Genomic DNA, 25,637 nt, shown 5'->3' with positions numbered 1-25,637 from the left:
GCCTGCGAGGGCTCAATGCAACGTTCAGGCTTCCATGCGATCGACCGGCGCATGCCACCAGCGAATACCACTGGCCGCAGCGCTTCCTTTTGCCTCGGCGGACAACCCATAAGCCTCTGCCAATCGCCGCAGGGCTAGTTGCAGGATCACCTTGCCCGAGCGCGGCGGCCAGCCCCGCTCGCGCTCAACCGTTTCAAGCCCCTTCAGGAAGCCGCAGACATCCATGAGAAGGCCAGCGAAATCAGAGCCGACAGCCTGAAGCGCACGCCGGGCGCGTTGCCGGGCGGCGATCATTGCATCCGTCGCCGCGGCGGGGCCTTGCCCCCCTTGACCCACTGGCCCTGCCGTCCAACGCATCGTGACCTTGGGCAGGAGCTGAGCAATGGTCAGGTCCGCGCGCAGCCGCTCGCCTGCCTCGAAACAGACTGCATCGACAAAAGGTCGACCGTTACGATCGTGGCGAGCCCTGAGCCAGGCAAGCGGACTCTCCCCTTCGTCGACGCGCACCTTTCGTCGCACGCCCGCCACCTCCAGCGTCCTTTCTGCGGTGTTGAGGTGCTGACTCGCAAAGCGCTCCTCCGGCTCGGCTGACCGCCTGCGCAAGTGTGCGACGCCCGCTGACGTGATCACCAATACGCGCCTTGGACCGGTCCCTTCCCATATCGCGAGATCATGCGCGACGAGCATGCCCGCCGCAGCGAGAGGCAAACGTCCCGCACCCAGTGTCACGCCCTTGCGCTCGACAAAAAGGTTGATGTCATCGGGCATTTCCGTGAGTTGACGGGCGCTTGCTCCGCGAGCCGCAATATGGGTCAGGAGGCGCACCGCCGCTGCGGAGAGCTGCCCGCTTCCATTTGCTCGATCATCATTTCGCATCGTGCACCTCGGCAATGTTCATGATATGTTCTAGTTATCGCTTCCTATCTGGCCCGGTGAAGGCCCGTCGGAAGTCGATCGGCGTGATATAATATGAATATATTCCTATTTTCGAAATTGCAACAAAAAACGCCGGCCTGGAAGGCCGACGCGGGAGTGACGCGCTCAATTCGCCCGTCGTATGCAGGCATGCGGGCGAGGCGGTGCCCGTCTTGTTACCGCTGGGGCACGAAACAGGGCTGAGCAGGCTCAGCCCTATCTTCAAAACGGCCCTTTTCTCGGCCTTCTCGGAGTTCACATGGTCTAGACGATCACCGAATTCCACATGAGGTTGGCTACGTCGCTCTGTTCTGAAGGGCCTCAGCAGCTCAACCGCGACCGCCGCGCCGTTTCCGCCTTTGCTGGCCAAGACCCATATCCTTGGCAAGCTGCGAGCGTGCCTTGGCATAGTTGGGGGCGACCATGGGATAGTCAGATGGCAGACCCCATTTCTCGCGGTATTGCTCCGGCGTGATATCATACTGCGTACGCAGGTGCCGCTTGAGAGACTTGAACTTCTTTCCGTCCTCAAGGCAAATGAGGTAATCCGGCGTAATAGACTTCTTGATGGAGATCGCCGGCTTCGGCGCCTCCACCGGCTCCTCGATCGGGCCGCTGGTGACACGCGCCAGTGCGGCGTGCACCTCACCGATCATCGCAGCCACGTCACTCGGCCCGACAGTATTATTGCTGACATAGGCCGACACGATATCAGCGGTGAGTTCAACGTAGTTCGTATTAGTCTCGGCGTCGTTTATCACAGCTTGCTTTCCTTTTCCCCATTCAATAGCGCCCGCGCGCAGTAACGTTTCACGCCTCCGCAGACGAACCCCACGACAAAAGCAACGCGCCCAAGCGCCACATCCCTGCAGAAAGTAAATATTGGATAATACTTTGATAATCAATAAAAGAAAAACAATTGCCTTGTATCTTATCGATCAGACACACTATGTATAAAGATATACTTCGCAACAATGAGGCATCTTATTTTATTGAACCTACCCCATTGATCAGGAAATCGATCCAATCATTACCTGTCGATGACAGTACTGCTGCACAACGAGCGCTTTGCGCCTGGTGCTGTGGGGCATTTTCGATCCCCCACGAGCGCAGTTCCCCGGTACATATTTGGAATGAAAAGTTGCGCTGGATGGGAGAAGCGGAATGCGACGAGGAATTGCAATCGCCCTTTCCGTGCTCTCCGGGCGACGGACGCCTCGAGCCGAATCGACCCTGGCAAATACGGCTTCACAGGCCTCTGCACCATGTTCTAGTAAGGTGGCCTCGTCAGCGCACGGAGCGGAGAGGCGCGAACGCCGGAGCTCCAAGGAGGCTCATATGAAGCAGAACCAGCCCCTCGCCGAGCCGCCGGTTGCTCCCACCAGCCCCCATGAGACCATCGTCCATGGCGTGACGCTCCGTGACGACTACGCTTGGCTGAAAGCCGATAACTGGCGGGAAGTCCTCGCAGATCCTTCCACGTTGCCTGCCCACATCCGCACCCATCTGGAGGCAGAGAATGCATTCGCGGATGCCGTCCTTTCTCCCCTCGCCGACCTGCGCAAGATCCTGGTTGCTGAGATGCGCGGACGTATCCGCGAAGACGACGCGAGTGTCCCGGCTCGCGATGGCCCGTTCTATTACTACACGCGGTATCGCGAAGGGGGGCAACACCCCCTGATCTGCCGGGCTTCGGCGTCGACGATGGATATCGGCCCGGCATTCGGAGCCCCGCCCGCGGACGACACGGATATCCTGCTCGATGGTGACGCGCTCGCGCAGGGCAAAGCCTTCTTCGATCTCGCCGAGGCTGTCCAGTCACCCGATCACGGCCGCCTCGCCTGGTGCGCCGACGACACCGGCGCGGAGTTCAACGTGATCCGCGTACGCGATATCGCGTCCGGGTGCGATCTCGACGACCGGATAGAGAAGGCCTCCGATGATGTTGTCTGGGCTGCCGACGGAACGGCGTTCTACTATGTTCGGCTCGACGATAACCATCGCCCTTGCGAGGTGCTGTTGCATCGTCTCGGAACGCCGGCAGCAGACGATACGCTGATCTTCAGAAGCAACGACCCCGCTTGGTTCATCAATCTCACACAGACACAATCGCGACGCTTCGCCATCATCTCTGTCAGCGACCACGAGACCTCTGAAGCCCACCTCCTCGATCTCCATGAAGACACGCCGCAGCCCCGCCTCGTGGCCGCTCGCGAGGACAATCTTCGCTATGAGGTAGAACACCACGGTGAGGCGCTGTTCATCCTGACGAATGCCGATGGCGCAGAGGACTTCAAGATCGTCACCGCTCCCCTGGCGAGCCCTGAGCGCGCGCATTGGCGAGATACGGTGCCCCATCGCCGGGGCATCTTCGTGTTGGCCCAGCTCGTCCTTCAGCAATACCTGGTTCGGCTTGAACGCGAGAATGCGCTGCCACGCATCGTCATTCGCACGCTGGCTACGGGTGAGGAGCATGCCATCAGCATCCCGGAAGAAGCCTATCGGCTCTCTCTCGGTGAGGTCCTGGAATTCGAGACCAATCAGTTGCGCTTCGTCTACTCCTCGATGACGACGCCCAACGAAACCTATGATTACGACATGGCGACGCATGAGCGTGTGCTGAGGAAGCGCCAGACCATCCCATCCGGCCATGATCCCGCCGCCTATGTCACGCGCCGCCTCTTCGCCACCGCGGCCGACGGCGAATTGATACCCGTCTCCATTCTCCACCGCCGCGAAACCCCAATCGACGGCAGCGCCCCTTGCCTGCTCTACGGCTACGGGGCCTACGGCCACGCGCTGTCTGCCGGCTTCAGCGCCAACAATCTCTCCCTGGTGGACCGCGGCTTTGTCTATGCCATTGCCCATGTGCGAGGCGGCAACGAGAAAGGCTGGCACTGGTATCTCGACGGCAAGCGCGACAAGAAGCCGAACACCTTTTCGGATTTCATCGCGGCTGCCCGCCACCTCATCTCTGCCGGCTATACAGCCGCCGGGCGGATCGCCGCTCACGGCGGCAGCGCGGGCGGAATGCTGATGGGCGCTGTTGCCAATGACGCGCCTGAACTCTTCGCCGGGATCTTGGCGGAAGTGCCCTTCGTCGATGTGCTGAATACGATGCTAGACGGCGATCTGCCGCTCACGCCGCCGGAATGGCCGGAATGGGGCAACCCCATCACAGACCAAGCCGCGTTCGCGCGTATCCGAGCGTACTCGCCCTATGATCAGGTGAGGCCGCAGCGCTATCCAGCGATCCTGGCGCTCGGTGGCTTGTCGGATCCGCGGGTTACCTATTGGGAGCCGGCGAAATGGGTCGCGAAGGTCCGTGCTACGGCAACCGGCGGTGGCCCATTCCTGCTGCGCACCAACATGGAGGCCGGCCACGGTGGTGCGGCCGGCCGTTTCGATCGGCTTGACGAGATCGCTCTCGTCTACGCGTTCGCCCTCGGAGTCGTCCAGGGAACGTTGGTCTCGGCCTCCGCCTCCTGACGATCGTCATCAGCGTGGGCGCTCGCCTCGGCACTTTCCCCCCCCTCCTCGCTCGCCGCCACATAGGCTTTGAGTTCATCGAGCGAGCGGAAGCGATAGGTGCCGCGGCTCGTCTCTGCCTCGATGGACCCATCGGAGAACATGACGTAAAGATTGCCGCCCGCGCTGTAAGTTCCCACCACGGTCGGCACGGGGTCGGGCACGAAATCCGACGAGGCCGGCTCGTCTTCCACCGTCAAGTCTTCGGCGCCGGCAGCTTCATGCTCGGATATCTCGGCCTCGACGGGCTGCGGCGATGAGGGCTCATGACCAGACGGAGCTTCCCCCTCTGCGAGGGAAGCACTGTCCTCTTCGCGCTGCCGGCCGCCGCCGCTGAAGAATTCATCGTCGTCAGCCACCGCGGCAGCCGGGCGGACCATCTCTCGCTCGTCGTCCACAAGCGGCGCGGCGGTGTCGGAGGGAAGCCTGTCTTCTTCGGCCGCTGAGGGACGATCCACCTGCAGATAGGCGCGTTCCTCATTGACCGGCGTCATTCCGCGCCATGGCGCCTCGCGCGTGCTGGCACCGTCCTCGCGAACATCTTCCTCTGCCGGACGGGCTTCGGCATCCTCGACCACCGGCGCGGGCACGTCGAGACGAGGCTCCTCGCTGGAGAACGCGCGGTTTGGGGTCACCGCCAGAGCCGCGGCTGCTATCCGGGCAGCGCGTTCCGCATCCGTCTCGGAGCTCGTGGCCACTTCACTGCGCCTGCGGAACAGGGACCAACGCGCTTTCCGCTCGGCAGCCGTTTGCTCCGGCGTCTTCTCCGCAGGGATCGAACCCGGCAATCCTACGTGAGGCGCCGGGACGGCATCGTTCCCAGCGGGCTCAGCATCGCGCGCGACGGCGAGGTCGGGGAAGGTTGGCCGTTCGGGCGCAGCGAGGTCAGATCCCTCGTGACCAGCGGGCCCAGCCGGGCTTTGGTCGGCGTTGGTCGCGTCTTCCACACGGGCTGATGCAACCTCTGAAACGGGCTCCGACACCTGTTCTGGCGCAGGCGGTTCCTGCGGCGCAGCGCGCGTAAAGCGCGACGGCGAGAACCACGAGGGAAGCGATGGCCGCGAAGCTTCCGGCGCGCTCGCAACCGGCTCCGGCTCAACCGGCGGGGCCTTCTCGGCCGTGAGATCCTGGAAAAGGGGATCCTGATCGACGGCCGGCTCGCGCCTGCCCAGGTCCTCACGTGAGGACTCGACATCCTCTTTGGACTGCGCTTCCGCCGCCCCTCCGTGCTCGCCGGTGGCATCTATTGGCTTTCCGGCAGAGCCTGGTGCGAAATCAAAGCTCGCCGCGAAGGCTTCCTCGACCGACGCAAGCGCCCGGTCCAGTCCCGCGCGATCAGCGCCGGAAGCGGTGGAGCTTTGCACCTCGGAAACGGATACAGCCTCATCAGCAACGTCGTCGGCCAAGGCATCGGAGGACGCATCGGCTTTGCGTGTGGCGGCAGCGACGACAACCGGGGCCGCTGTCGCCAGCGCGGCGGTGGCAGCTGCACCGGCAATCGAGCCGCGGACGGCGGCGGGCACCGTGTCGGAAACCGGCGGCGGCGACACGGCTTCGGGATACGCGCGCTCAGGCGACGGCAGCTCCCGGCCCTCCTCGCGTCGTCCGGCAGCAGGTGCTTGCCGGATGTCGTGATGCAAGGCTTCTGTCCGGGGTTCATTAACGCTTTGGTAACCGGCGCCATGCTCTTGATGGGACGCGCCATCGACATGGTGGGCGTGCTGCTGCGCCTCTTCCCATTCTTCGGGCTGGTCGTAAGTCGCCAGGTGCATGGGAAGCCTACGGATCTCGCGGATGAGGAGCGCGATCCCTATCAGGAGCGCACCGCCAGTAGCGACGACGCTACCGGCGATGACCATCGACCAGCCGCGCTCGAGAACGATAAATCCCATCCCGGTCGTCACCGCGGTGACGCCGCCGGCCACCATTAAGCAGCCTACCAGCAAGCAAATCACGACCATCGGCTAACGACTTTCCTTATCTGACCCACACAAGTGCCCGTTAGATTAGAGTTTTCGGCCCGCGCTGCCAACTCCCGGCATTCAATCAGGCAACGCTTGCCGCCGAGCCCGTGGGATCATAATTAAGAAATGGTCGGGTCATCCTCAAAGAATCTGTGGATGATTTCACCGATGAAGCTGGGAAATGCCTAAATCTGACGGGGCGAACAAAGCCTGATGGTTTTGCTGATCATCCGTGGAACAATTGGCGCATGCCTGACCGTTTGGGATAGACATGCAATCCCGGTGGAGACAGGAACTCAAGTCGAGCATCCAGCCAGGGGATGCCAAGGAGCCCACGATGTCTTTTTCCCTTCCAGATCTGCCCTATGCCTATGATGCGCTCCAGCCCTACATGTCCAAGGAGACGCTTGAGTATCACCACGACAAGCACCACAAGGCCTATGTCGACAATGGCAACAATCTCCTGAAGGGCAGCGAATTCGAGGGCAAATCCCTCGAGGAGATCGTCAAGGGCTCGTATGGCAAGAATGCCGGCCTCTTCAACAATGCCGGCCAGCATTACAACCACGTCCATTTCTGGAAGTGGATGAAGCCGAATGGCGGCGGCAAGATTCCGGGCGAGCTCGAAAAGAAGCTTGTGGAAGACTTCGGCTCGGTCGAAAAGGCGAAGGAAGATTTCATCCAGGGCGGCGTCACCCAATTCGGCTCGGGCTGGTCCTGGCTCGCTGTAAAGGACGGCAAGATCGTCGTCATGAAGACACCGAATGGCGAGAATCCGCTCGTCCACGGCGCCACCCCGATCCTCGGCGTGGATGTGTGGGAGCACTCCTACTACATCGATTACCGCAACCGCCGGCCCGACTACCTCAAGGCCTTCGTTGATAACCTGGTCAACTGGGAATACGTGGCCGAGCTTTACGGCGCTGCTCGCTGATCATCGGCTAGGTTCAGTCGACGTTCAGCGTTCTCAGTCGTCTTGGTTCTCAGTCGTCTTGGCCGGCTCATCCCGGCCATCCCGACAAATTGAAGCGCCTTTCCGGTCGGGATCACCGTAACTCGAGTGCCGCCGAGTTCCTGATCATAGCCGAAATCGGGATTGATCAGATTTAGAGGGCAGACCGGGGATGACCATGGTCTTGGCCATTCTTGATGGTCCGCTCTGGAAAATGGGGCCGTTGGCGGCCCCATTTTTTGTGCCGGAGTTCAGGCCTGCCATGTGCCGGCGCTTGCGCCCTGGAGCTTGAGCGCATTCCCCCGCATAAGCGCGATGCCCGCCGAAGCGCAGACTTCAGCGAATCGCGAAGATTTCAGGAAAGCGAACTCCAGCGGCCGACTGTCGACGACGGGATCAAGAGCTCTGAGTTCCGTATCGACTTCGCCGGGGCGAGGCGTCGCCCCCGGATGGCACATCACCAGATGGCGTGGCCCTGGCGCGACGAGGAACGAGGCGAACTCCGTTCCGAAATCTCCTGTGGATCGAAAGGCACTGACCCCCGCGAAGCCGTGGTTGGTGGCGAAGCCTGCCGCCGTCGCGGCTTCGCGCCAGCCTTTCGCAAGTGTCGCAATCACCAGCGCCTTCGCCATCGGGCCGCGTCGCGAGAGAATCGCCGCAGTTTTATCAGAGGGATCACGCAACCACAGACGGCCCGCGAGCCCCCGGTTGCCGAGACAGGCGAGCAGAGCGCCACGCACGCCCGGCAGAACATGAACGTGCTGATGGCCATCCACATAGTCCGGTTCGCGCCCGAAAACGTCGGTGAACAGGTCGAGCTGTGCCCCTATTTCCGCCATCAGCTCGTCCCTGGCAGTCCGGTCCCGCAAGCGGCCCGTCAGGCTTTGCGCAGCCAGGCTGCCGAAAGCAGGAAGGCTGCCGCCGGGCGCTAACCGTGGCATCGCCGTTGCCGGCCGTCCAAGCGTCAGGTTGAGGTGGAGGCCGATCGCGAGTTCGGCCTCGCGCTCTCGCAAGGCAGGCGCGAGAGCGCGCCAGCGCGGCATGGTCGTCATGACGCTTGTCGCGGACAAACGTCCCTGATCGGCCAGGTTCAGGATGGCCTGGCTCACCCCTTGGGTCATCGCGAAGTCGTCGGCGCAGAGGGCAAAAGCCGGATGCGTGCAAGGACGCGGCGGCCATCTTTCACCAAAGGCGTCTACGCGCACGCTTCATTCTCCCAAGGGCCGCGGATCGCACTCGATGATCACATGCGATGTGCGTGACTGCGCCGCGCGATGCGATTGTGATCCCACTTGAAGTCCTGATGCAAAGGTTGTCTTGATGACGGCCCAATTCGGCGCTTGCCTCATGCGGCTGAGGTCGTGGAGCGGTCAAGGGATAGGCCTATCGCATGGAACTGTCGGTCGTCGTGCCAGTCTATAATGAGGCCGATAACATCGCACCTCTTCTTGCGCGCCTGATCCCGGTGCTCGAAGGCCTCGGCCTGCCCCCCTCCGGGGACACGGGGAAGGCGAGCTGGGAGATCATCTTCGTCAACGACGGCAGCCGCGACACGACGCTCTCCCGGATTCGCGAGGCTCATGAGAAGGAGCCGCGGGTCGGCGTTGTCGCGTTCAGCCGCAACTTCGGCAAGGAGGTCGCGATTGCTGCTGGCCTCGACTACGCCCGGGGTCGGGGCGTGGTGATCATGGATGCCGATCTCCAGCATCCGCCGGAGACGATCAACGAATTCGTCGCCAGATGGCGTGAAGGCTTCGTCATGGTGTACGGCCAGCGGACGGACCGCGTGAACGAAACGCCGATCAAGCGTGGCTTCGCGCGGCTGTTCTACCGCCTGTTCCGCGCTTTCGGCGAGATGCCTTTGCCGGAAGGCGCCGGTGATTTCCGCCTTATCGACCGCCGCGCGGTGGACGCGCTGCGCGCGATGGGGGAACGGGCGCGCTTCTCCAAGGGGCTTTATGCGTGGGTCGGCTTTTCCTCGGTCGGCGTTCCGTTCGTGGTGGCAGATCGGGCCCACGGCGTCACAAAATGGAGTTTCCGGAAGCTCTTCCGATTTGCCTTCGACGGCATAACCTCGTTTTCCACCATCCCGCTGAAGATCTGGACCTATGCCGGTCTCGGCATCTCGCTCGCCTCCATCGCGACAGCCCTCTACTTTCTCATTCGCACTCTCCTCCTCGGCTCCGACCTGCCCGGTTATCCCTCGCTGATCGTGTCGGTGATGTTCTTCTCAGGTATTCAACTCATGTCGCTCGGCATGATCGGGGAATATGTCGGGCGCATCTTCGCTGAGGTGAAACGCCGCCCGCTCTACATCGTCGCTGAAAGCCTCGTCCCCGCCGGGGCGCAGGCGCAGGTGCCTGCTCGCCCGCAAGCCCCCCCATCGCCCACCGCGGCCGTCACGCCTGCGAATATCTGATGCTCAGAAAACTTCTGTCCGTTAGTGGCTTCACACTCCTTTCGCGCGTCACAGGTCTGATCCGAGACCTCATGGCCGCCGCAATCATGGGCGCCGGCATGCTGGCGGACGCATTCTTCGTCGCGCTTCGCCTACCTAACCATTTCCGCGCCATCTTCGGCGAGGGCGCCTTCAACCAGGCCTTCATTCCCTCGATCTCGCGCCTGCGCGAAGCTAGTGGCGACAAGGCCGCTCAGCATTTCGCCAGCAGCGTCTGGACCTTGATGATCATCGTGCAGCTACCACTGATGATCATCGCGCTCATTGGCATGCCCTGGCTTGTCGCGCTGCTCGCACCCGGGTTCTCCGACCAGCCGGAGAAATATGCGCTGGCCATCACCCTGACGCGCATCACCTTCCCCTATCTGTTTTTCATCACCCTCGTGACGCTGGTCAGCGGCATTCTCAATTCCGTCGATCGCTTCGCGGCGGCTGCCGCTTCCCCCATCCTCTTGAATATCGCGATGGTGGTGGCGCTTGCCTTTGCTGCCTATTTTCCTACGGCGGGCCATGCGGCCGCCTGGGGTGTCAGCGCCGCGGGCCTGCTGCAGCTCCTCATGGTGCTGGCGGACGCCCGCGTCGCGGGCGTGGTGCCTCGGCTGGTGCGACCCCGCCTCGACACGGACATGAAGGTGTTCCTGAAGGCGCTCCTCCCGGCCGTCATCGGCTCGGCTGGCATCCAGATCGCGGTGTTCGCCGACACCATCATCGCCTCGCAGCTACCAACCGGCGCCGTGGCCTCGATCTATTATGCCGATCGGCTCTATCAGTTGCCCGTCGGCGTCATCGCCATAGCCGCCGGGACCGTGCTCCTGCCGGAAATGAGCCGGCGGCTGTCGGCGGGAGACACGGTCAGCGCGCATCGCGCGCAGAACCGGGCCTTCATTTTCTCGCTCGCCCTGTCGGCACCCTGCCTCGTGGCCTTCTTCCTGCTGCCGACCACCATCATGTCGGCGGTCTTCGGGCGCGGCGCCTTCACAGCCGCTGACGCCGAAGCCGCCGGCGCCGTACTGTCGGCCTATGCCATAGGCCTGCCCGCCATCGTTCTCATATCGAGCGTGGTCGCGAGTTTCCGCTCCCGCCTCGACACCGCAACCCCGGCGATCGTCTCGCTGTCGGTGATCGCGGTCAACGTCACGCTCAAGATCATCTTCGCGCAGTCTCTCGGCGCCGCGGGACTGGCCCTGGCGACAGCCATCGCGGCCTGGGCCAATGTGCTGATCCTCTACGGCATCGCGCTCCATCGCGGATGGACTGCACCCAACGGAGAGCTCATGCGTGCCGTCCTCGCCACCGCCCTCGCATGCCTTGCGCTCGCGGGTGCGACGCTCGCCACCCATCGCGTGGCCGGTCCTTGGAGCGCCGGACTGCCGCGTTTCAACGACGAATTCCTGCTCGCCATCGATGCGCTGATCGGCGGCATCGTCTATGCGGCGGCTATCCTCCTCGCGTTCAGGGGCCTCAGGCTCTCACTGCGCCGCATTTGATGATGCACGCCCCGCGGCGGCCTGATCATAGGCAAAACGGTGCGTCCCGTGCGCCGGTCCGGCGATTTCCTGGACGAGCTTGCGCTTCGCCGCCAGGGCGAAGGGGGTTTGGCTGTCGGCGATCTCGACGAAAGACCCGGGACCACCGATGACGGCCTCCGCATAATAAGTCTCGAGCGTCATGCCGCCCGGCCCACCCGGGCGCCCGCCCGGCCGGCGGATCGCCAGCGCGTTGATGGTAAACCCTTTGGCAAGCGCATCGCCCCGGGCGGCGGCCAGCGGCCGGCCGCCGATGTTGGGTCCGTCCCCAGACACGTCGATGATCTTGCGAATCCCTTCGTAAGCGTTGGTCTCGACCATGGTCACCGCGTAGTCGATGGCATTCGAGATCGAATTGTAGCCATAGGCGCCACGCGGGCGCGTCCTGAGCTTCTCTGCGAAATCCGCGGCGCTTGCCGCATCCTTGATCACCTGCCAATCGACCACCGTCACCTGCGAATCCGGGCCACCCCATTCGACATAGGCGACGGCGATCCGGCCGATGAGGCCGTCGCGGATACCGTTGAGTACCTCCTGACTCGTCAGGGCGGAGCCCCAACCCTCCCGCTGGAGACGCAACTCGTCATTGTCGATAGAGCCTGAACCGTCCGCTGCCAGCACCAGTTCGAGATCGACCTCGTCCGCGGCCAGCGCGCTTGTAGACTGGCCTCCAAAGGACAGGATGAGGGATGTCATCAAGGCGGCAAGAACGGCAGAGGCTTTCGACATGACTTCACCCGATCGTTGCGATGCAACAAAGGTTAAGTCAGCCCAGCCGCGCGGTCGTCTCACGTCCGCGTTATGATGAATGAACAGACGAGCGCCGGCCGATGGACGGAGCTGCTCGCCGCTATCGTTTCAAGATGCCGCCGAGCATGCCACGGACGATGGCGCGGCCAACGGAGCTGCCGGTCGCGCCGCCGACTGATTTGCCGATCTGCGCCGCAACGTTGCCGGCGACATTATTGATGACCGTGCGCGTGACGCTGCGCGCCACCGTCTGCGTCGTCGTCAAACGGGTGCCGCGCTTCACGTTGGTTCCGAGGATCGATCCAAGCATGCCGGAGATGGTATCGAACACCCCGCCCTCTGACTGACCACCAGCGGGGGCGGCGTTCTCAGCGGTGCGCTGGGTCAAGACCTCGTAGGCAGACTCCCTATCGATCTCCTCGTCGTATTTCCCGCGCATGGAACTGGCTGCGATGATCGCGTTTCGCTCCTCCGGCGTGCAGGGTCCGACGCGTGCCGCGGGCGGCGCGATCAATGTCCGCTCGACGATGGAGGGCGCACCCTTAGCGTCAAGGGTCGAGACAAGCGCCTCGCCTACCGACAGTTCGAGGATGGCCTTGGCCGTGTCGAACGAGGGGTTCTGCCGGAAGGTATCCGCGGCCGCCTTTACAGCCTTCTGATCACGCGGCGTGAAGGCGCGTAACGCATGCTGAACGCGGTTGGCCAGTTGGGCGAGCACCGCATCTGGCACGTCGAGTGGATTCTGCGTGACGAAATAGACGCCGACGCCCTTCGAGCGAATGAGCCTGACGACGCGCTCGACCGCGTCGACCAGCGCCTTGGGCGCGTTGTCGAACAGGAGATGCGCCTCGTCGAAGAAGAAAACGAGCTTTGGCTTGTCGAGGTCGCCAACCTCCGGCATCTGCTCGAACAATTCGGAGAGAAGCCACAACAGGAAGGTCGCATAGACCCGTGGATTGGCCATCAGCTTGTCGGACGCCAAGATATTGACCACGCCACGGCCGTCGCGATCGGTCTTAAGAAGATCATTGATGTCCAGCGCCGGCTCGCCGAAGAACTTCTCGCCCTTCTGGTTTTCCAGCACCAGGAGCTGGCGTTGGATGGCGCCGATCGACTGGACGGAGACATTGCCGTAGGTCGCGGTCAGATCCTTCGCCTGTTCGGCGACGAAAGTGAGCAGCGAGCGGAGATCCTTGAGATCGAGGAGCAGGAGGCCACGCTCGTCGGCCACCCGAAAGGCAATGTTCAGCACGCCTTCCTGCGTATCGTTGAGATCGAGCAAGCGTGACAGCAACAAAGGCCCCATCTCGGATATCGTCGCACGGATGGGATGGCCCTGCTCGCCGAAGACATCCCAGAAAGTCACCGGGAAGCGGTCTGGCACATAGTCAATGCCGATGTCGGCGGCGCGCTTGACGAAAGCGGGCTTGCTGTCACCAGGTTGCGAGATGCCCGAAAGGTCACCCTTCACGTCAGCCGCGAACACGGGCACGCCGGCATTCGAGAAGCCCTCGGCCAGCACCTGCAGCGTCACCGTCTTGCCGGTTCCGGTTGCCCCCGTGACCAACCCATGGCGGTTGGCGAGACGGAGGAGGAGCTCTTCGGGCTTCGTGCTCTTTCCGATGAAAATGGAGCCGCTATCGGTCATGCGCTTTTATCCGGGAAGGGCCAAAAATCGTCCCCGGATTTATAAGTGATCAGACATGTCCTTTCCATAGCGCAACGTGCCGAGGCTTGGCAGCTGGGGCTTCGGCGCTGGCCTCACGACGCAAACAGGCCGCCTGCCCCGCTCGGAACATCCGAATCATTGATCTTAAACGTGGGCGTGAGACAATGGCGCCGTATGGAGGACAGCATGGATGAACTCGTAAACCTGATCAGCGAAAAGGTTGGCCTCGACGCTGCATTGACGCGCCGTGCCATCGGGATCGTACTTGCCTTCCTCCAGCGTGAGGGGCCGGAGAACGAGGTGAACGCTCTCGTCGCCGCGTTGCCCGGCGCGGATCAGGCGATCGCCGAGGCGGGCTCGTCATCGCAGGGTGGCGGCCTCATGGGCGCCCTCGGAGGTTTGATGGGTGGCTCCGGCGGCATCATGGCGCTCGGCAGCGAATTAACTGCCGCAGGGCTGTCCATGGGTCAGATGCAGACGCTCGGCCACGAGCTTTTCGCTTATGGCCGCGAAAAGGCCGGCGAGGACGTGATGGGCGCCATCGTCGGCGAGATCCCCGGCCTTTCACAGTTCGTCTGAGCCCGATTTCGTCTTCGGCAGAACACCACTTGCCGGCCGGCGAATACTCCGGCCGCGTCTCTTCCGGAGGCCATCCCAGGCTCCCAAGAATTTACAAAGCGCTTGTTTCAGGAGGATTGGGCAACGCCGGGCCGCCGGCATCCCGCTGGCGCCGCACAAGGGGGAGAAGCACGATGGCGTCCTATTCCATAGTGGCGATCGAAGGCATTGGCGCGGTCCATGCGGCGAGGCTCAAGGCAGCGGGCGTGACCACGACTGAGAAGCTTCTCGAGCGGGGCAAGGATCCAAAGGGCCGCAGCGAGTTGGCCCTCGCGACGGGGATCGACGAACGCTACATCCTCAGATGGACCAACCATGCTGACCTGATGCGGATCAAGGGCATCGCCGAGGAATATTCCGAACTGCTGGAGGCCGCCGGCGTCGACACGGTCAACGAACTTCGGCACCGCCACGCTGCGCATCTCGCGAAGGCGCTCGCCGCCGTCAATGAAAAGCGCAAGCTCGTGCGTGCCGTCCCACCCGAAAGTGTGGTCACGGGCTGGATCGAACAGGCCAAGCGCCTGCCGCCGGTGATGACCTATTGAACCACGGAGTGATCGTCAGCGCGAGGCGACCGCGCCCTGCCTTTCCACGGCGCGGGCGATGACCTGACGCACGTCGGAATTCGTCAGGAAGACGTCATGCCCGATGACGCCCCAGCCGTAGTCCGACGCATCGACAACCTTGACGCCGAGCGGTTCAAGCACCGAGCGGTCTGCCCCGCCGACACGCGCGACGCCGCCGGCGATGCGCCGCGACACCCCGAGCGCGCGATCGCTGGACGAGGTGATCACCGTGATGTGCTGGGCCAGAGGTCCTATGCGCTTCAACGTCGCCGCGAACTGGTCGACATCCACATCCGGGGCGGCCAGCACGATCGCGCCGAAGCGCGGGGGAATGTCGGCGCTCGCGCTCGACGCCCAAAGCTGGCGCAAGGTTTCCAAAAGGAGAAGTGAACCCATGCTGTGCGCGACAATATGCACGCGCCCCACTGCGCCGTTGCGCACCAAGGCTTCCAACAGATCCTGTAGCGCATCCCGCGACCACAGGGCGCTCTCGCGGTCATAGACGTAATCGAGCAGCCCGCTCTTAGAAGGCCAGCTGAAGGCCGCTGTCAGGCCCGTAAAGCGGATGCCGGTGGAGAGTTCAGCCGCGCTGACGACGGCCGTCTCGAACGATTCGTTGTATCCGTGAATATAAAGAAGCACCTCTCGACCGACGGCACGTTGCGCGACGCCGGCGATCGGGTCAGACGAGCCGTTCGGCTCCACACTCGTGATCTGCCAGCGACCCGTGATCGAGGCGGAGGCGCGTCCGATCAGACTCGAGGGCGGAGGGGCGAACTTGACCTCGACGGCTCGCACAGCGCCGCTGCGCTCGCTGCCAAACCACGGAGAGGCCTGTGCGCCGTCCACGGGCTTACGGTTGGTGATCGCATCGACGACGAAGCCGCCCCCAGCACCGCCACCGGTCGTGCTGGCGCCCACGGCAAAATCAGCGGTCGCGCCGCCACAGGCGGCGAGAGCGGTGGTCGCCCCTTGCACGGCGGCAAGGCGGAGAAACAAGCGGCGGGACATCACAGGACGAAGCGGCATAGGCAACGCAGGGCTCATCAATCGGGCCGCCATAGAGCGCGGCGATTGCGGCAATCGCGCGGCGGGACTGCGCCGTCAATAGGCGCGCCGCAGCAAGTTTTGGTCGTCCTTTACGAGTTGGTGGCAATCTGGGGGCGGTTAAGGCTTTTGCCGTCCAAATGCGGTAGGCAATACCTATCCCGTGACCGCGCAGGGCTGTGAAAGGACATTCGAACATGGCATCCAGCCGACGCATTTTCCTGGCAGGCGCTGGCGCGCTCGGTCTTGCGGCGGGAACCACCCTCCTGCGGTCAGCCGATGGCCTCGCCCAATCCCGCGACCGGGGCCGTCCAGCTTCTCCTGCGGGAAATCTCGGTCTCGACGCAGCGACGCTCGGCCTTAACGCGAACAGCCCTGACGATCAGACCAGAGCGCTGACCGCCGCGGTTCGCGAGGCGGCCCAGCGCCAGGTGCCGCTCGTGCTGCAGCCGGGCCGCTACCATGTGTCCGCGGTTCCGCTGGTGGAAGGCAGCACGATCATCGGTGTCGGCGGGCAGGCGCGTCTCGTCCAGGCGGCAGATGCTCCCATCATGCTTGCCGACGGCATCCGGCGCGGAAGCCTCCTCAATCTCATGTTCGACGGCATGGGCCAGCCTCTCCCCCAGGGCCGCGGTCTCGTCGAAATCAACGGTACGCCGCAGTTCATCGTGGAGGCGTGCAGCTTCACCAACTCTGCGCAGATCGGCCTTGTGCTGCGTGGTTCGGGAGGACGCGTTGACACGACGAGCTTTACGGGCATGGGCTCGTCGGCACTCTTCAGCCTTGATGCCACCGGCCTGTCCGCGGTGGACAACACGATCCGCACCTGCAGCAACAACGGAATCCAGATCTGGCGCTCCGCGGCCGGCGAGGACAGCACCATCGTTCGCGGCAACCGCATCTCGGACATTCATTTCGACGCGGGTGGCACCGGCGAGAACGGGAATGGAATCAGCGTGTTCCGGGCGGGCGGTGTCGTCATCGCGAATAACGTCGTCCGTGATTGCGCCCTCTCGGCGATCCGCAACAACTCGGGCGCGAACTGCCAGATCCTTGGCAACAATTGCGCCCATTTCGGCGAGACTGCGATTTTCTCGGAATTCGCCTTTGAAGGTGCCGTGATCGCCAACAACATCATCGACGATGCCGCGACCGGGATCTCCATCACCAATCTCGATCAGGGCGGCCGGCTCGCCGTCTGCTCGGGCAATCTCGTGCGCAATGTGACGCGGCGAAAGTCTCCGTATGCGCCGGATATCGTCGGAGGTTACGGCATTCATGCCGAGGCGGAGACCACCGTCACCGGCAACGCCATCGACGGCGCCGACTTCGTCGGTATCAGCGCAGGCTGGTCCTATGCCATGCGCAACCTTGTCATCACCAGCAACATGGTGCGCGGATCACCGGTCGGCATCGGCGTAAGCCTTGTGCCGGATATCCGCAACGCGGTCATCGCCAACAATGTCATTGCGGGTGCAGCGAAAGGCGCCATCATCGGCTACCGCTACACAGATGCGGTGACCGGCGATCTCACCCGTGGGGCCGACGAGCGCGCGAAGGGCATCCGCATCGAAGGCAATGCGGTCACCTCATAAGCCCAGCGCGCTGGCGGGCGCCAGCGAGCCCACGGCGATGCCGTTCCAATTGGTCATGCCGGGATTGACGAAAGGCCTGAGGGCAGCCTTGTCCGTATCGCTGAGGGCAAGGAAACGCGCGATGAGCGCAGCCGTCGCCACTTCCGCAGCGCGCGTGGCGCCGTCGTCGCATTTTATCGCAAAGCCGAGCCCCGCCTCCGGCAAACTCCCGCAGTAAACGCCTTCGGCCCCGGTCTTCAGGAATACCCGTTCGCCGAAGATCTCGGTGATACGGCTGTCGAAGCGCCCCGTTCCCGCCAGCATGAGAGGATTCTCGGCAACCGCCTTGCGCAGCCGTTTGGCCGCCGCGGCGCGATGGGAAGACAGACCGACGCCGGTGCCGAAGCGGGCAAAGGCAAGCGCCAGGGATTGCAGCGGCACGGCATAGGTGGGTATCGAGCAACCATCCGTACCGCGCAGGGAATCGATATGAGGCGCTCCGGTCATGGTCTCTAGCGCCGATCGCACCTCGCGCTGAACCGGGTGCTCGGCCTGCACATAGCCGGCGACATCGACATCCATCGCGGTCGCGACACAGATAAAGCCCGCGTGCTTGCCCGAACAATTGTTGTGAAGGGCCGAAGGTTTCTGGTGGTGCCAAGCGAGCGCGCGGGACGCCGCAACGCCCATCGGATGCTGAATCCCGCATTCGAGGCACGTCGGCTGATGCCCTGCCTTCCCTAGCATGGCTGCGGCTGTCTCGGCATGCATTGCCTCGCCGGAGTGCGATGAGCAGGCGAGAGCGAGCTCTGCCCCGGAAAGGCCGAAGCGGTCAGCGGCGCCACTCTCGATCAATGGCAGAGCCTGGAGCGCCTTCACAGCAGAGCGCGGGAAAATCGGCCTCTCCACGTCACCAATGGCCAGCACCAGTCCGCCGCGCGCGTCAGCGACGGCCACTGCTCCGCGGTGGCGTGACTCGACTACCGTACCGCGGCGCACCTCGACGAGAACAGGATTGTCCATTCGCAACCTCCTGCTGGCTTCGTGCCGTGTAACACAAGGCTTGTCAAAGCGTTCCGCGCAGGTTGCGGCGCGTAGACCGCGACGAGGGGGATACATCGGCATGAGCCGTCCTTGCGGGCAGGCTCTACGATCGTTAAATCCGTTGCGAGGCTCGCGAGGAAGGCGACTGATGCGTATTGCAATGATCGGTACGGGCTATGTCGGCCTCGTATCTGGAACGTGCTTTGCAGATTTCGGCCATGCGGTCACCTGCGTCGACAACGATCCCGCCAAGATCTCCATGCTCCAGCGCGGCGAAATCCCGATTTTCGAGCCGGGCCTCAGCGACCTCGTGGACAACAACCGCAGGGCGGGACGGCTGTCCTTCACCACGGATCTGACGGATGCCGTGCGCGAGGCTGACGCGGTCTTCATCGCCGTCGGCACACCCTCGCGTCGTGGCGACGGCCATGCCGACCTCACCTTCGTCCACCAGGCTGCCCGTCAGATCGCGGCGGCGATCGACGGCTATACTGTTGTCGTGACGAAATCGACGGTCCCCGTCGGCACGGGGGATGAAGTCGAGCGGATCATGCGCGAGATCCGTCCGGACACCGAGATCTCTGTGGTCTCAAACCCGGAATTCCTGCGTGAGGGCGCAGCCATAACCGATTTCAAGCGGCCCGACCGCATCGTCATCGGCACGGACGAACAGCGCGCGCAGGCGGTCATGGCGGAGATCTACCGTCCGCTCTACCTCAACCAGGCGCCGATCGTCTTCACCGGACGCCGCACCGCCGAACTCATCAAATACGCCGCCAACGCGTTCCTCGCGACAAAGATCACCTTTATCAACGAGATTGCAGACCTCTGCGAGAGCGTGGGCGCCAATGTGCAGGAGGTCGCCCGCGGCATTGGCCTCGACAATCGTATCGGCGGAAAGTTCCTGCACGCGGGTCCCGGCTATGGCGGCTCGTGCTTTCCGAAGGATACGCTGGCGCTCCTGCGCACCGCCGAGGAAAACAACAGCTCCCTATCGATCGTCTCGGCGGTCGTCGAGACCAACGATCGCCGCAAACGCGCGATGGCCGACAAGATCATCGCGGCCTGCGGGGGTCACGTCGAAGGCAAGACCATCGCCCTGCTCGGCCTCACCTTCAAGCCGAACACGGACGATATGCGCGACGCGCCGTCCCTTACGATCGTTCCCGCGCTGCAGGAGGCCGGGGCAACCGTGCGGGCCTTCGAACCCGCGCAATCACCGGAAATCCAGAGGCTTCTGCCGGGTGTTCATCTCAGCGACGACGCCTATGACTGCATGAACGGCGCAGACGCACTGGTGATCCTGACGGAATGGGACGCGTTCCGCGCGCTTGATCTCAACCGGATCAAGGCGGCACTGGCCGCTCCCGTCGTGGTCGACCTGCGCAATATCTACAGACCGCAGGAAATGCGCCAGCGGGGCTTCACCTATGTCAGCGTTGGCCGGCCGTGAGCGGGACGTCGATCACGTCTGAAGCGACGGCACCGAACGCGGCAGCGCGAACCGTCCATCTCGGTGGCCACGTGGTGACAGTCGTCGATGACTATCCGACTTTCTGGGCACGTGCGGATGCCGGCACGTGGGAGGCGGGAGCACTCCGCACGCAGGCTAAGCTAATCGCCGAGGATGCACTCTTCATTGACCTCGGCGCGTGGATCGGCCCGACGAGCCTGCATGCCGCCGCCTGCGGCGCACGCGTCATCGCGGTCGAAGCGGATCCCGCCGCTGCCGCAGTTCTGAAAAAAAACGTTGCTGCCAATCACGAACTCACGTCACGAATCACCATCATCGAACGCGCCGTGGCGGCAACGTCCGCACCCGTGACATTCGGTGCCCGCAGGAAGGCCGGCGACTCGATGGCGAGCATGCTGCTCGCAGAGACGGCAACGCTGACGTGGACAACCCCGGCCGTCACACCCGCTGAAATTGCTGCGCTCATCGGCCCCGGCGAGCGACCGGTCATCAAGATGGATCTCGAAGGCGCGGAATATGACGTGCTGCCCGCATTCGCGCCGCTTCTCGCGCATCCACGAGCCACGGCGCTCGTATCGTTCCACCCGCGCATTCTCGCAGAAGCGCGCCCCGGCACGGACAGGGCATCGCTCGAACAGGCTGCTTTGGCGCCATTTTCAGGATGGCTTGCCCAACCGGTCGGCGATTTCGGCACAGGCAGGGCCATCGCTGTACAAGACCTTCTGTCCGATCCGGACTGGTGCCGGCAAGATCAATGGCTGTTCTCGCGCGGCGGCCTTTCCAGCTGAGGGGCGCTCCCGAATGCTGCGAGGCAAGTCCCGGCACCTTGCTTCCACGGAAGCACGGCACGAACCCTCGCCTATGTTCGTGAATAGCTCAGCTTGAGCTTTCCGCCAGCCGCGCGTTGGTGCGCTCCAGGCGCTTCGCGAGTTCTCGCATGACAGCGATCGACATCTGGGGAAACTGACCGAGCAGTTCCAGAAAGACCCGCTTGTCGATGCGCAGTGCCGTCACCTCGCCCTCGGCAACCACGCTTGCCGAACGCGGGGTATCCGAGAGGATACCCATCTCCCCGACGATGTCGTTTGTGCCGAGCTCCGCGATCTTGAACGCGCCAGCCGGCAGGTCGAGCATCACCTGCGCCTTGCCAGCCAGGATGACATATGCCGCGTCGGACGCGTCGCCCTGGCTGAAGAAGCGCTGGCCGGGCGCAAAGCCCACGCGTTCGCTTGTGAAGGCGAGCAGTTTGAGCCGCGCCGGATCAATTTCCCGGAACATCGGAACCTGGCGAAGGGATTGAACTTCGGATTCCAATGTCATGATCTGCCCTTCACCAAAATGGCCTCAACCCTGTCATCGCGCCTACCGACGCTGCCAATCGCCTCATCCTCATCGGCCGGGGCAACTTCATCCTGCTCCCCATTGTCCTCCGGGGAAACATCCACGCCATGCACAATCCGTGCCCCGGCGCCATCGAACTCCACGACCACGTCGAATTCGTCGCGATTGTGAAGCTGACGCATGACAACGACGATACACCGCTCGCGGTGAGTGTCGAGTAAACGTGTCAGAAGACGGCGTGCCTGTGCATCGCCATAGGCCGACAGCGCGTTGTTCAGGATGAAATGATCGGGGCGCTTGACGATGCAGCGGCCGAGCGCCACGCCGGAACGTTGCTGCGGCGTCAGGAGGCGCCCTGCCGGGCCGACCTGATAGCCGAGCCCGACGACCTCGACACTCTGACGAAGGCCAAGTTCGTCGACGACTTCGGAAATCAGTGCCGTGATCTGGCTCTGGGCATCGGCGATGTCGTAAGCTACCCGGCCGAACAACAGGTTGTCGCGTAGAGGCGCGGCGCTGCATAACTCGTCTGGGTCATAGAGCACCAGGTCGTTCTCGAACACGCTGCCCTTGAGGCGCTCGCCGAGCAAGTGCCGGGCGGCGACGATGCGCTCACGCAGTTCGTCGTTCAGGAAGCCCAAGCGATGCCGCGGCTCGATGTAATCGAACGGCAGGGCGAGCAGACGCGTCTTATCCTCTCGCGACAGAGCCGCGGTGCCGCGCAGGGAGCGGCGGCGCATGATGTCCTCATATTCCTGCAGATCATCGGCCGCGATGAAGGAGAACTGATCGAAGAGTGGATGGCCCGGCGGCAAATCCCGGAAGATCTCGGTCATGGTCTCGGCGATACGCGCACCGAGTTCCACCAGTTCAGGGGTTAGATCCTGGCTGTCGAGCACGCCGCGCAGAAGTGGGTTGGCCACCAGACCGCGACCGGAGAAGCTTGGCGCCGTGGAAGCCCCGAACAACAAATTCTCACCGATGGAAGCCTGGCGATTGTAACGATCCCGATCAAAGGGCTCGACAAGTCGCTCCAGCCCATCTTCCTTGAGCTTGGCGCGCAGGAGATGTCTCGCCTCCACGACCTGTTCCTCAAGCTCCGGTTGACGGTCAAGGTCCACAAGGCCGGACAGACCGAAACGATAGACATCGTCGGCAAGCTCCAGCTCAGTCAGGATTTCGATGAGCTGGACATCGAGCTCCTCGGCCCCGTCCACGCCGGCCGCCTGATAATCGATCCAATCGTCCGTCAGCTTGTCGCATGGATTGCCGGTGCGTTTGGCCTCGAGAATTCGCTCCGCATCAGCAGCATCACCGTCTTCCCCCGAGGGATGGGGTGCGTAGCGCAGACCGTAAACAAGATTTTCACGCAGCGTACCCGGAAACAGAATAGGTTCGCTGCCGACATAGGCGACACGCCGGCCGGCGACCGCATCCGACATCTGCAACAGTTCATTGCCTGCGATCGTGGCCGAGCCGCCGTAGTCCATGCGGCGCCCCAGAACGCGCGCCATGACGCTGGGGCCTGGCCCACTATCACCGACAAGGGCAACCCGCGCTGGATAGGACCAGCCAAGGGTCACCCCTTCCAGCAGAGTGCCGCCATGGGCATCCAGCACGTGCAGGTTCTTGAACACCACCGGCCCATCCAGTTCCGGGATCTCACCGGAGTCATCCACGACTTCAGGCGGCAGCAGCCTGTCCGGAATGAACTGCTGAATGATCTGATCGTATTTGATCTGGACATCCAGCCGTTGCTGGTCCCAGTCGATCAGCTCCTTGAGCGGCGGCGGTAGATCCCGGTAAGCGCCGATCACCGCAACCAGCTGGCCGATGTCCAGATGCCCTTTGAGAGCGAGATAGCCGCCGACGACATAGAAGAAGAAGGGGGTGATCTGGGCCAAGAGGTTGTTGAGGAACTTGACCATGAATTTCCATTTGTAGATGCGGAAACGCAGGTCAAAGATGTAATAGAGTCGCTCGCCGATCTCGGCCCGCTCCCAGCGGGTGGCGTTGTGCACATGTACCGCTTCCATGCCGTCAACGATCTCGCCGATGCGCCCGGCAAGACGACGGGAGGCGATCTGCCGCTTTTTGCCGAGGCGCAACTGGATGCGCCGCATCCGCGGGATGACGGTGAACTGCACCCCGACGACAGCACCGGCGAGGAGACCGAGCCACACGTTCTGCATCAGAATGAAGATCATCGCCGTCAAGGCCTGCGTGCCAAGCAGCAACGGCTGGACGAAGGCGTCACCGATGAAGCCGCCGATCGGCTCGACTTCGTCCTTGATGATCGTCGCCGTCTCTGAGGCCTTGACGGTGCGCAACGTATTGGGCGTGAAGCGCAGCGTAATGGCGAACAGGTCGAAGCGCAGGCGGCGCAGCATTCGCTCGCCGAGCGCGCCTTTCGCCACGTTGATCCAGTACTTGAAACCGCCGTTGATCAGCACCAACACGAGGAACATGATCGACAGACCGAGCAGCAGCCCGATCTGGTCCACCGTGATGCCGGGGAACAGCGTGATCCGCCCCCAATCCCCCAGCCAGCTTGGCGGCGTGAAGGCAATCTCCAGGAAAACGGCTTCAGTCTTGCCATTTTTGAAGGCGCCTGCCTGTATAACATCGTTGACGATGCTCTTGGGCAGGTCCAGCGACCAGAAATAGAAGGGCAGCGATGCGAGGATGACCGCGAAAATGACGAGCTGCTCGCGGCTGGAGTACCTCCAGATATAGCGGAAGAGACTTTTATCCACGCAGTTGATTCCGGGCTGACACGCAACGGCAACAAAGAAGGCATCTCAATGCGAGCCGCACCTGATGCGTCGTCATCAATAATAGGACTATATAGGCTCCTCCACCATGGACGAAAGCGCCGAACCAATCCATAACACGGGGATAGCGGGATCAACCGGCCGGGGAGCTGCCATGCCGGCGGCAGTATTCGACGACGAACATATCGGCGGGCTCGTCGACCAACAACTCCCGGCACCCCCTGCCGTTGAGCGCGCGCGGGTGCTCATTTACAGCCACGACACGTTTGGGCTGGGGCACCTCCGGCGCTCGCGCGCGATCGCCAATGCGCTTGCGGGCGGTACCGCCGGCGTGTCCGTGGTGATCATCTCGGGCTCGCCCGTCATCGGCAATTTCGAGTTCGGATCCGGCGTCGATCACGTGCGCGTGCCGGGGGTCGTGAAGCTGCGCAACGGCGACTACCGAAGCCTCAACCTGAATATCGGCATCGAGGAAACGACAAATCTGCGCGCCGCCATCATTGCGCAAACAGCCCAAAGTTTCCGGCCTGATCTCGTTATCATCGACAAGGAACCTACCGGTTTTCGTGGCGAGATTCTGCCTGCCCTCAACATCCTGAAACGCAACGGAGCCCGCCTCGTACTGGGTATCCGCGACGTGATGGATGAGCCCGCGGCGTTGAAGCCCGAATGGGAACGCAAAGGCGGGCTTGAAGCCCTGTCCACCTACTACGATGAAATATGGGTCTACGGCCTCCAGCAGTTCTATGAGCCGCTCGCCTGCCTTCCCCTGTCCGAGGAGGTCAGGCAGCGGATCCTCTATACGGGCTATTTGCGTCGCGGCCTGCCACGCGAGGCCAGCATCACCAGCTATCCCCGGATTACGCGCGGGCCCTTCGTGCTCGTGACGACAGGCGGTGGGGGCGACGGCGAGGATCTGATCGACTGGACGATATCCGCCTATGAGTCCGAGGCTTGCCCCGATATTCCCGCGCTCATCGTTTTCGGTCCGTTCATCAACCGCGAGCAGCGGCGCGGCTTCATGGCACGTATCGCCAAGCACCCGAAGCTCGCGGCGATCTCCTTCGATTCCAAGCTAGAGCTGCTGATGAACCGCGCTTCGGCGGTGGTGGCCATGGGCGGATACAATACGTTCTGCGAGGTGCTATCCCTCGACAAGCCGACGCTGATCGTGCCGCGCACCACCCCGCGCCTGGAACAGTATATCCGCGCCGCGCAGGCTGAGCGCCTCGGCCTCATCCGCATGCTGGTGCAAGGCAGCGGCACGGCCAAGGCCATGGCCGATGCCATCAATGACCTCGCCAGCCAGAAGCGTCCATCGGAAGTGTTCGTCCCCGGCCTTCTCGATGGCCTCGACGTCATCGGGCGCCGGTTCGGCGACTGGCTTGCCGAGCGGCCGGAACCCGTTGTCACGCACCAGGCGGCCGAGTAACCGGC

General features: G+C 63.0%; 20 protein-coding genes. 10 read left to right on the top strand and 10 right to left on the bottom strand.

The genetic code is table 11. From position 1 onward, the window contains the following. Positions 1-24 precede the first annotated feature (24 nt). Both KIO76_RS14380 and KIO76_RS14375 read right to left on the bottom strand, forming a co-directional pair. Entirely contained in the window at positions 25-876 is an 852-nt protein-coding gene (locus tag KIO76_RS14380; protein WP_213323905.1) for a DUF6456 domain-containing protein, read from the bottom strand. 368 nt (positions 877-1,244) lie between these two features. Continuing rightward, positions 1,245-1,673 carry a Ros/MucR family transcriptional regulator gene (locus tag KIO76_RS14375; protein ID WP_213325269.1) on the bottom strand — a complete coding sequence of 143 codons (429 nt, stop codon included), beginning with the start codon at positions 1,671-1,673 and terminating at the stop codon, positions 1,245-1,247. 580 nt (positions 1,674-2,253) lie between these two features. Between KIO76_RS14375 and KIO76_RS14370 the strand changes: the two genes are divergently transcribed. After that, a complete protein-coding gene (locus KIO76_RS14370; protein ID WP_213323904.1) occupies positions 2,254-4,404 on the top strand; it encodes a S9 family peptidase in 2,151 nt (716 codons plus the stop codon). On the opposite strand, the gene KIO76_RS14365 is transcribed toward KIO76_RS14370, so the two are convergent. After that, positions 4,347-6,404 (bottom strand): hypothetical protein, encoded by a 2,058-nt coding sequence (locus KIO76_RS14365; protein ID WP_213325375.1) that lies wholly within the window; start codon positions 6,402-6,404, stop codon positions 4,347-4,349. The two genes, KIO76_RS14370 and KIO76_RS14365, sit on opposite strands and share 58 nt — an antisense overlap. A 340-nt stretch (positions 6,405-6,744) precedes the next feature. Between KIO76_RS14365 and KIO76_RS14360 the strand changes: the two genes are divergently transcribed. Further along, on the top strand, positions 6,745-7,341 hold the full coding sequence (locus tag KIO76_RS14360; RefSeq protein WP_213323903.1) for a superoxide dismutase: 597 nt from the start codon (positions 6,745-6,747) through the stop codon (positions 7,339-7,341). A 269-nt stretch (positions 7,342-7,610) separates the two neighbouring features. Here the strand turns inward: KIO76_RS14360 and KIO76_RS14355 are convergent, their stop codons facing one another. Beyond that, the gene (locus KIO76_RS14355; RefSeq protein ID WP_291977272.1) at positions 7,611-8,564 is read right to left on the bottom strand and encodes a ChbG/HpnK family deacetylase; all 954 of its coding nucleotides are present in this window, start codon (positions 8,562-8,564) and stop codon (positions 7,611-7,613) included. A 185-nt stretch (positions 8,565-8,749) separates the two neighbouring features. On the opposite strand from KIO76_RS14355, the gene KIO76_RS14350 reads away from it, so the two are divergent. Next, a complete protein-coding gene (locus KIO76_RS14350) occupies positions 8,750-9,778 on the top strand; it encodes a glycosyltransferase family 2 protein (protein ID WP_213323901.1) in 1,029 nt (342 codons plus the stop codon). Next, entirely contained in the window at positions 9,778-11,304 is a 1,527-nt protein-coding gene (gene murJ, locus KIO76_RS14345) for a murein biosynthesis integral membrane protein MurJ (protein WP_213323900.1), read from the top strand. Before KIO76_RS14350 ends, murJ begins: the two co-directional genes overlap by 1 nt. Here murJ and KIO76_RS14340 read toward each other — a convergent pair. Both KIO76_RS14340 and KIO76_RS14335 read right to left on the bottom strand, forming a co-directional pair. Continuing rightward, positions 11,287-12,072: a DUF1194 domain-containing protein gene (locus KIO76_RS14340; protein ID WP_249729602.1), complete on the bottom strand. Its 786-nt coding sequence runs from the start codon at positions 12,070-12,072 to the stop codon at positions 11,287-11,289. The genes murJ and KIO76_RS14340 overlap by 18 nt on opposite strands. Positions 12,073-12,193: 121 nt before the next feature. Beyond that, positions 12,194-13,741, bottom strand: coding sequence for a helicase HerA-like domain-containing protein (locus KIO76_RS14335; RefSeq protein WP_213323899.1), 1,548 nt, complete (start codon positions 13,739-13,741; stop codon positions 12,194-12,196). Positions 13,742-13,948: 207 nt separating this feature from the next. Between KIO76_RS14335 and KIO76_RS14330 the strand changes: the two genes are divergently transcribed. Together KIO76_RS14330 and KIO76_RS14325 are read left to right on the top strand one after the other, a co-directional pair. Further along, positions 13,949-14,341 carry a DUF2267 domain-containing protein gene (locus KIO76_RS14330; RefSeq protein ID WP_213323898.1) on the top strand — a complete coding sequence of 131 codons (393 nt, stop codon included), beginning with the start codon at positions 13,949-13,951 and terminating at the stop codon, positions 14,339-14,341. A 173-nt stretch (positions 14,342-14,514) separates the two neighbouring features. Beyond that, on the top strand, positions 14,515-14,925 hold the full coding sequence (locus tag KIO76_RS14325; protein WP_213323897.1) for a DUF4332 domain-containing protein: 411 nt from the start codon (positions 14,515-14,517) through the stop codon (positions 14,923-14,925). A gap of 15 nt (positions 14,926-14,940) precedes the next feature. Here KIO76_RS14325 and KIO76_RS14320 read toward each other — a convergent pair whose 3' ends face one another. Further along, on the bottom strand, positions 14,941-15,975 hold the full coding sequence (locus KIO76_RS14320) for an alpha/beta hydrolase (RefSeq protein ID WP_249729601.1): 1,035 nt from the start codon (positions 15,973-15,975) through the stop codon (positions 14,941-14,943). Positions 15,976-16,190: 215 nt separating this feature from the next. Here KIO76_RS14320 and KIO76_RS14315 point away from each other — a divergent pair, with 215 nt between their 5' ends. Beyond that, positions 16,191-17,588 carry a TIGR03808 family TAT-translocated repetitive protein gene (locus tag KIO76_RS14315; RefSeq protein WP_213323896.1) on the top strand — a complete coding sequence of 466 codons (1,398 nt, stop codon included), beginning with the start codon at positions 16,191-16,193 and terminating at the stop codon, positions 17,586-17,588. Here KIO76_RS14315 and KIO76_RS14310 read toward each other — a convergent pair. After that, a complete protein-coding gene (locus KIO76_RS14310) occupies positions 17,583-18,590 on the bottom strand; it encodes an asparaginase (RefSeq protein ID WP_213323895.1) in 1,008 nt (335 codons plus the stop codon). The genes KIO76_RS14315 and KIO76_RS14310 overlap by 6 nt on opposite strands. A gap of 169 nt (positions 18,591-18,759) precedes the next feature. On the opposite strand from KIO76_RS14310, the gene KIO76_RS14305 reads away from it, so the two are divergent. Next, entirely contained in the window at positions 18,760-20,064 is a 1,305-nt protein-coding gene (locus tag KIO76_RS14305) for a UDP-glucose dehydrogenase family protein (protein ID WP_213323894.1), read from the top strand. Further along, positions 20,061-20,873, top strand: coding sequence for an FkbM family methyltransferase (locus KIO76_RS14300; protein WP_213323893.1), 813 nt, complete (start codon positions 20,061-20,063; stop codon positions 20,871-20,873). The genes KIO76_RS14305 and KIO76_RS14300 overlap by 4 nt, the downstream gene beginning before the upstream one ends. 88 nt (positions 20,874-20,961) lie before the next feature. On the opposite strand, the gene KIO76_RS14295 is transcribed toward KIO76_RS14300, so the two are convergent. Both KIO76_RS14295 and KIO76_RS14290 read right to left on the bottom strand, forming a co-directional pair. Then, positions 20,962-21,405, bottom strand: coding sequence for a Crp/Fnr family transcriptional regulator (locus KIO76_RS14295; RefSeq protein WP_213323892.1), 444 nt, complete (start codon positions 21,403-21,405; stop codon positions 20,962-20,964). After that, on the bottom strand, positions 21,402-24,182 hold the full coding sequence (locus tag KIO76_RS14290) for an ABC transporter ATP-binding protein/permease (RefSeq protein ID WP_213323891.1): 2,781 nt from the start codon (positions 24,180-24,182) through the stop codon (positions 21,402-21,404). The genes KIO76_RS14295 and KIO76_RS14290 overlap by 4 nt, the downstream gene beginning before the upstream one ends. Before the next feature lie 172 nt (positions 24,183-24,354). Here KIO76_RS14290 and KIO76_RS14285 point away from each other — a divergent pair, with 172 nt between their 5' ends. Continuing rightward, a complete protein-coding gene (locus tag KIO76_RS14285) occupies positions 24,355-25,632 on the top strand; it encodes a glycosyltransferase family protein (protein WP_213323890.1) in 1,278 nt (425 codons plus the stop codon). Positions 25,633-25,637: the final 5 nt, after the last annotated feature.

Origin of the sequence: Chelatococcus sp. YT9, from assembly GCF_018398315.1 — a bacterium.
Taxonomy (GTDB): Bacteria; Pseudomonadota; Alphaproteobacteria; order Rhizobiales; family Beijerinckiaceae; genus Chelatococcus.
The sequence above is the reverse complement of the archived record's forward strand: the minus strand, read 5'-3'. Positions and strand labels throughout refer to the sequence as shown.

What these genes read in the sequence shown, in the direction of transcription:
- KIO76_RS14380 (WP_213323905.1), bottom strand. Translation starts at nt 876, where the DNA reads ATGCGAAATGATGATCGAGCAAATGGAAGCGGGCAGCTCTCCGCAGCG.
- KIO76_RS14370 (WP_213323904.1), top strand. Translation starts at nt 2,254, where the DNA reads ATGAAGCAGAACCAGCCCCTCGCCGAGCCGCCGGTTGCTCCCACCAGC.
- KIO76_RS14365 (WP_213325375.1), bottom strand. Translation starts at nt 6,404, where the DNA reads ATGGTCGTGATTTGCTTGCTGGTAGGCTGCTTAATGGTGGCCGGCGGC.
- KIO76_RS14360 (WP_213323903.1), top strand. Translation starts at nt 6,745, where the DNA reads ATGTCTTTTTCCCTTCCAGATCTGCCCTATGCCTATGATGCGCTCCAG.
- KIO76_RS14350 (WP_213323901.1), top strand. Translation starts at nt 8,750, where the DNA reads ATGGAACTGTCGGTCGTCGTGCCAGTCTATAATGAGGCCGATAACATC.
- murJ (WP_213323900.1), top strand. Translation starts at nt 9,778, where the DNA reads ATGCTCAGAAAACTTCTGTCCGTTAGTGGCTTCACACTCCTTTCGCGC.
- KIO76_RS14340 (WP_249729602.1), bottom strand. Translation starts at nt 12,072, where the DNA reads ATGTCGAAAGCCTCTGCCGTTCTTGCCGCCTTGATGACATCCCTCATC.
- KIO76_RS14335 (WP_213323899.1), bottom strand. Translation starts at nt 13,741, where the DNA reads ATGACCGATAGCGGCTCCATTTTCATCGGAAAGAGCACGAAGCCCGAA.
- KIO76_RS14330 (WP_213323898.1), top strand. Translation starts at nt 13,949, where the DNA reads ATGGATGAACTCGTAAACCTGATCAGCGAAAAGGTTGGCCTCGACGCT.
- KIO76_RS14325 (WP_213323897.1), top strand. Translation starts at nt 14,515, where the DNA reads ATGGCGTCCTATTCCATAGTGGCGATCGAAGGCATTGGCGCGGTCCAT.
- KIO76_RS14320 (WP_249729601.1), bottom strand. Translation starts at nt 15,975, where the DNA reads ATGCCGCTTCGTCCTGTGATGTCCCGCCGCTTGTTTCTCCGCCTTGCC.
- KIO76_RS14315 (WP_213323896.1), top strand. Translation starts at nt 16,191, where the DNA reads ATGGCATCCAGCCGACGCATTTTCCTGGCAGGCGCTGGCGCGCTCGGT.
- KIO76_RS14310 (WP_213323895.1), bottom strand. Translation starts at nt 18,590, where the DNA reads ATGGACAATCCTGTTCTCGTCGAGGTGCGCCGCGGTACGGTAGTCGAG.
- KIO76_RS14305 (WP_213323894.1), top strand. Translation starts at nt 18,760, where the DNA reads ATGCGTATTGCAATGATCGGTACGGGCTATGTCGGCCTCGTATCTGGA.
- KIO76_RS14295 (WP_213323892.1), bottom strand. Translation starts at nt 21,405, where the DNA reads ATGACATTGGAATCCGAAGTTCAATCCCTTCGCCAGGTTCCGATGTTC.
- KIO76_RS14285 (WP_213323890.1), top strand. Translation starts at nt 24,355, where the DNA reads ATGCCGGCGGCAGTATTCGACGACGAACATATCGGCGGGCTCGTCGAC.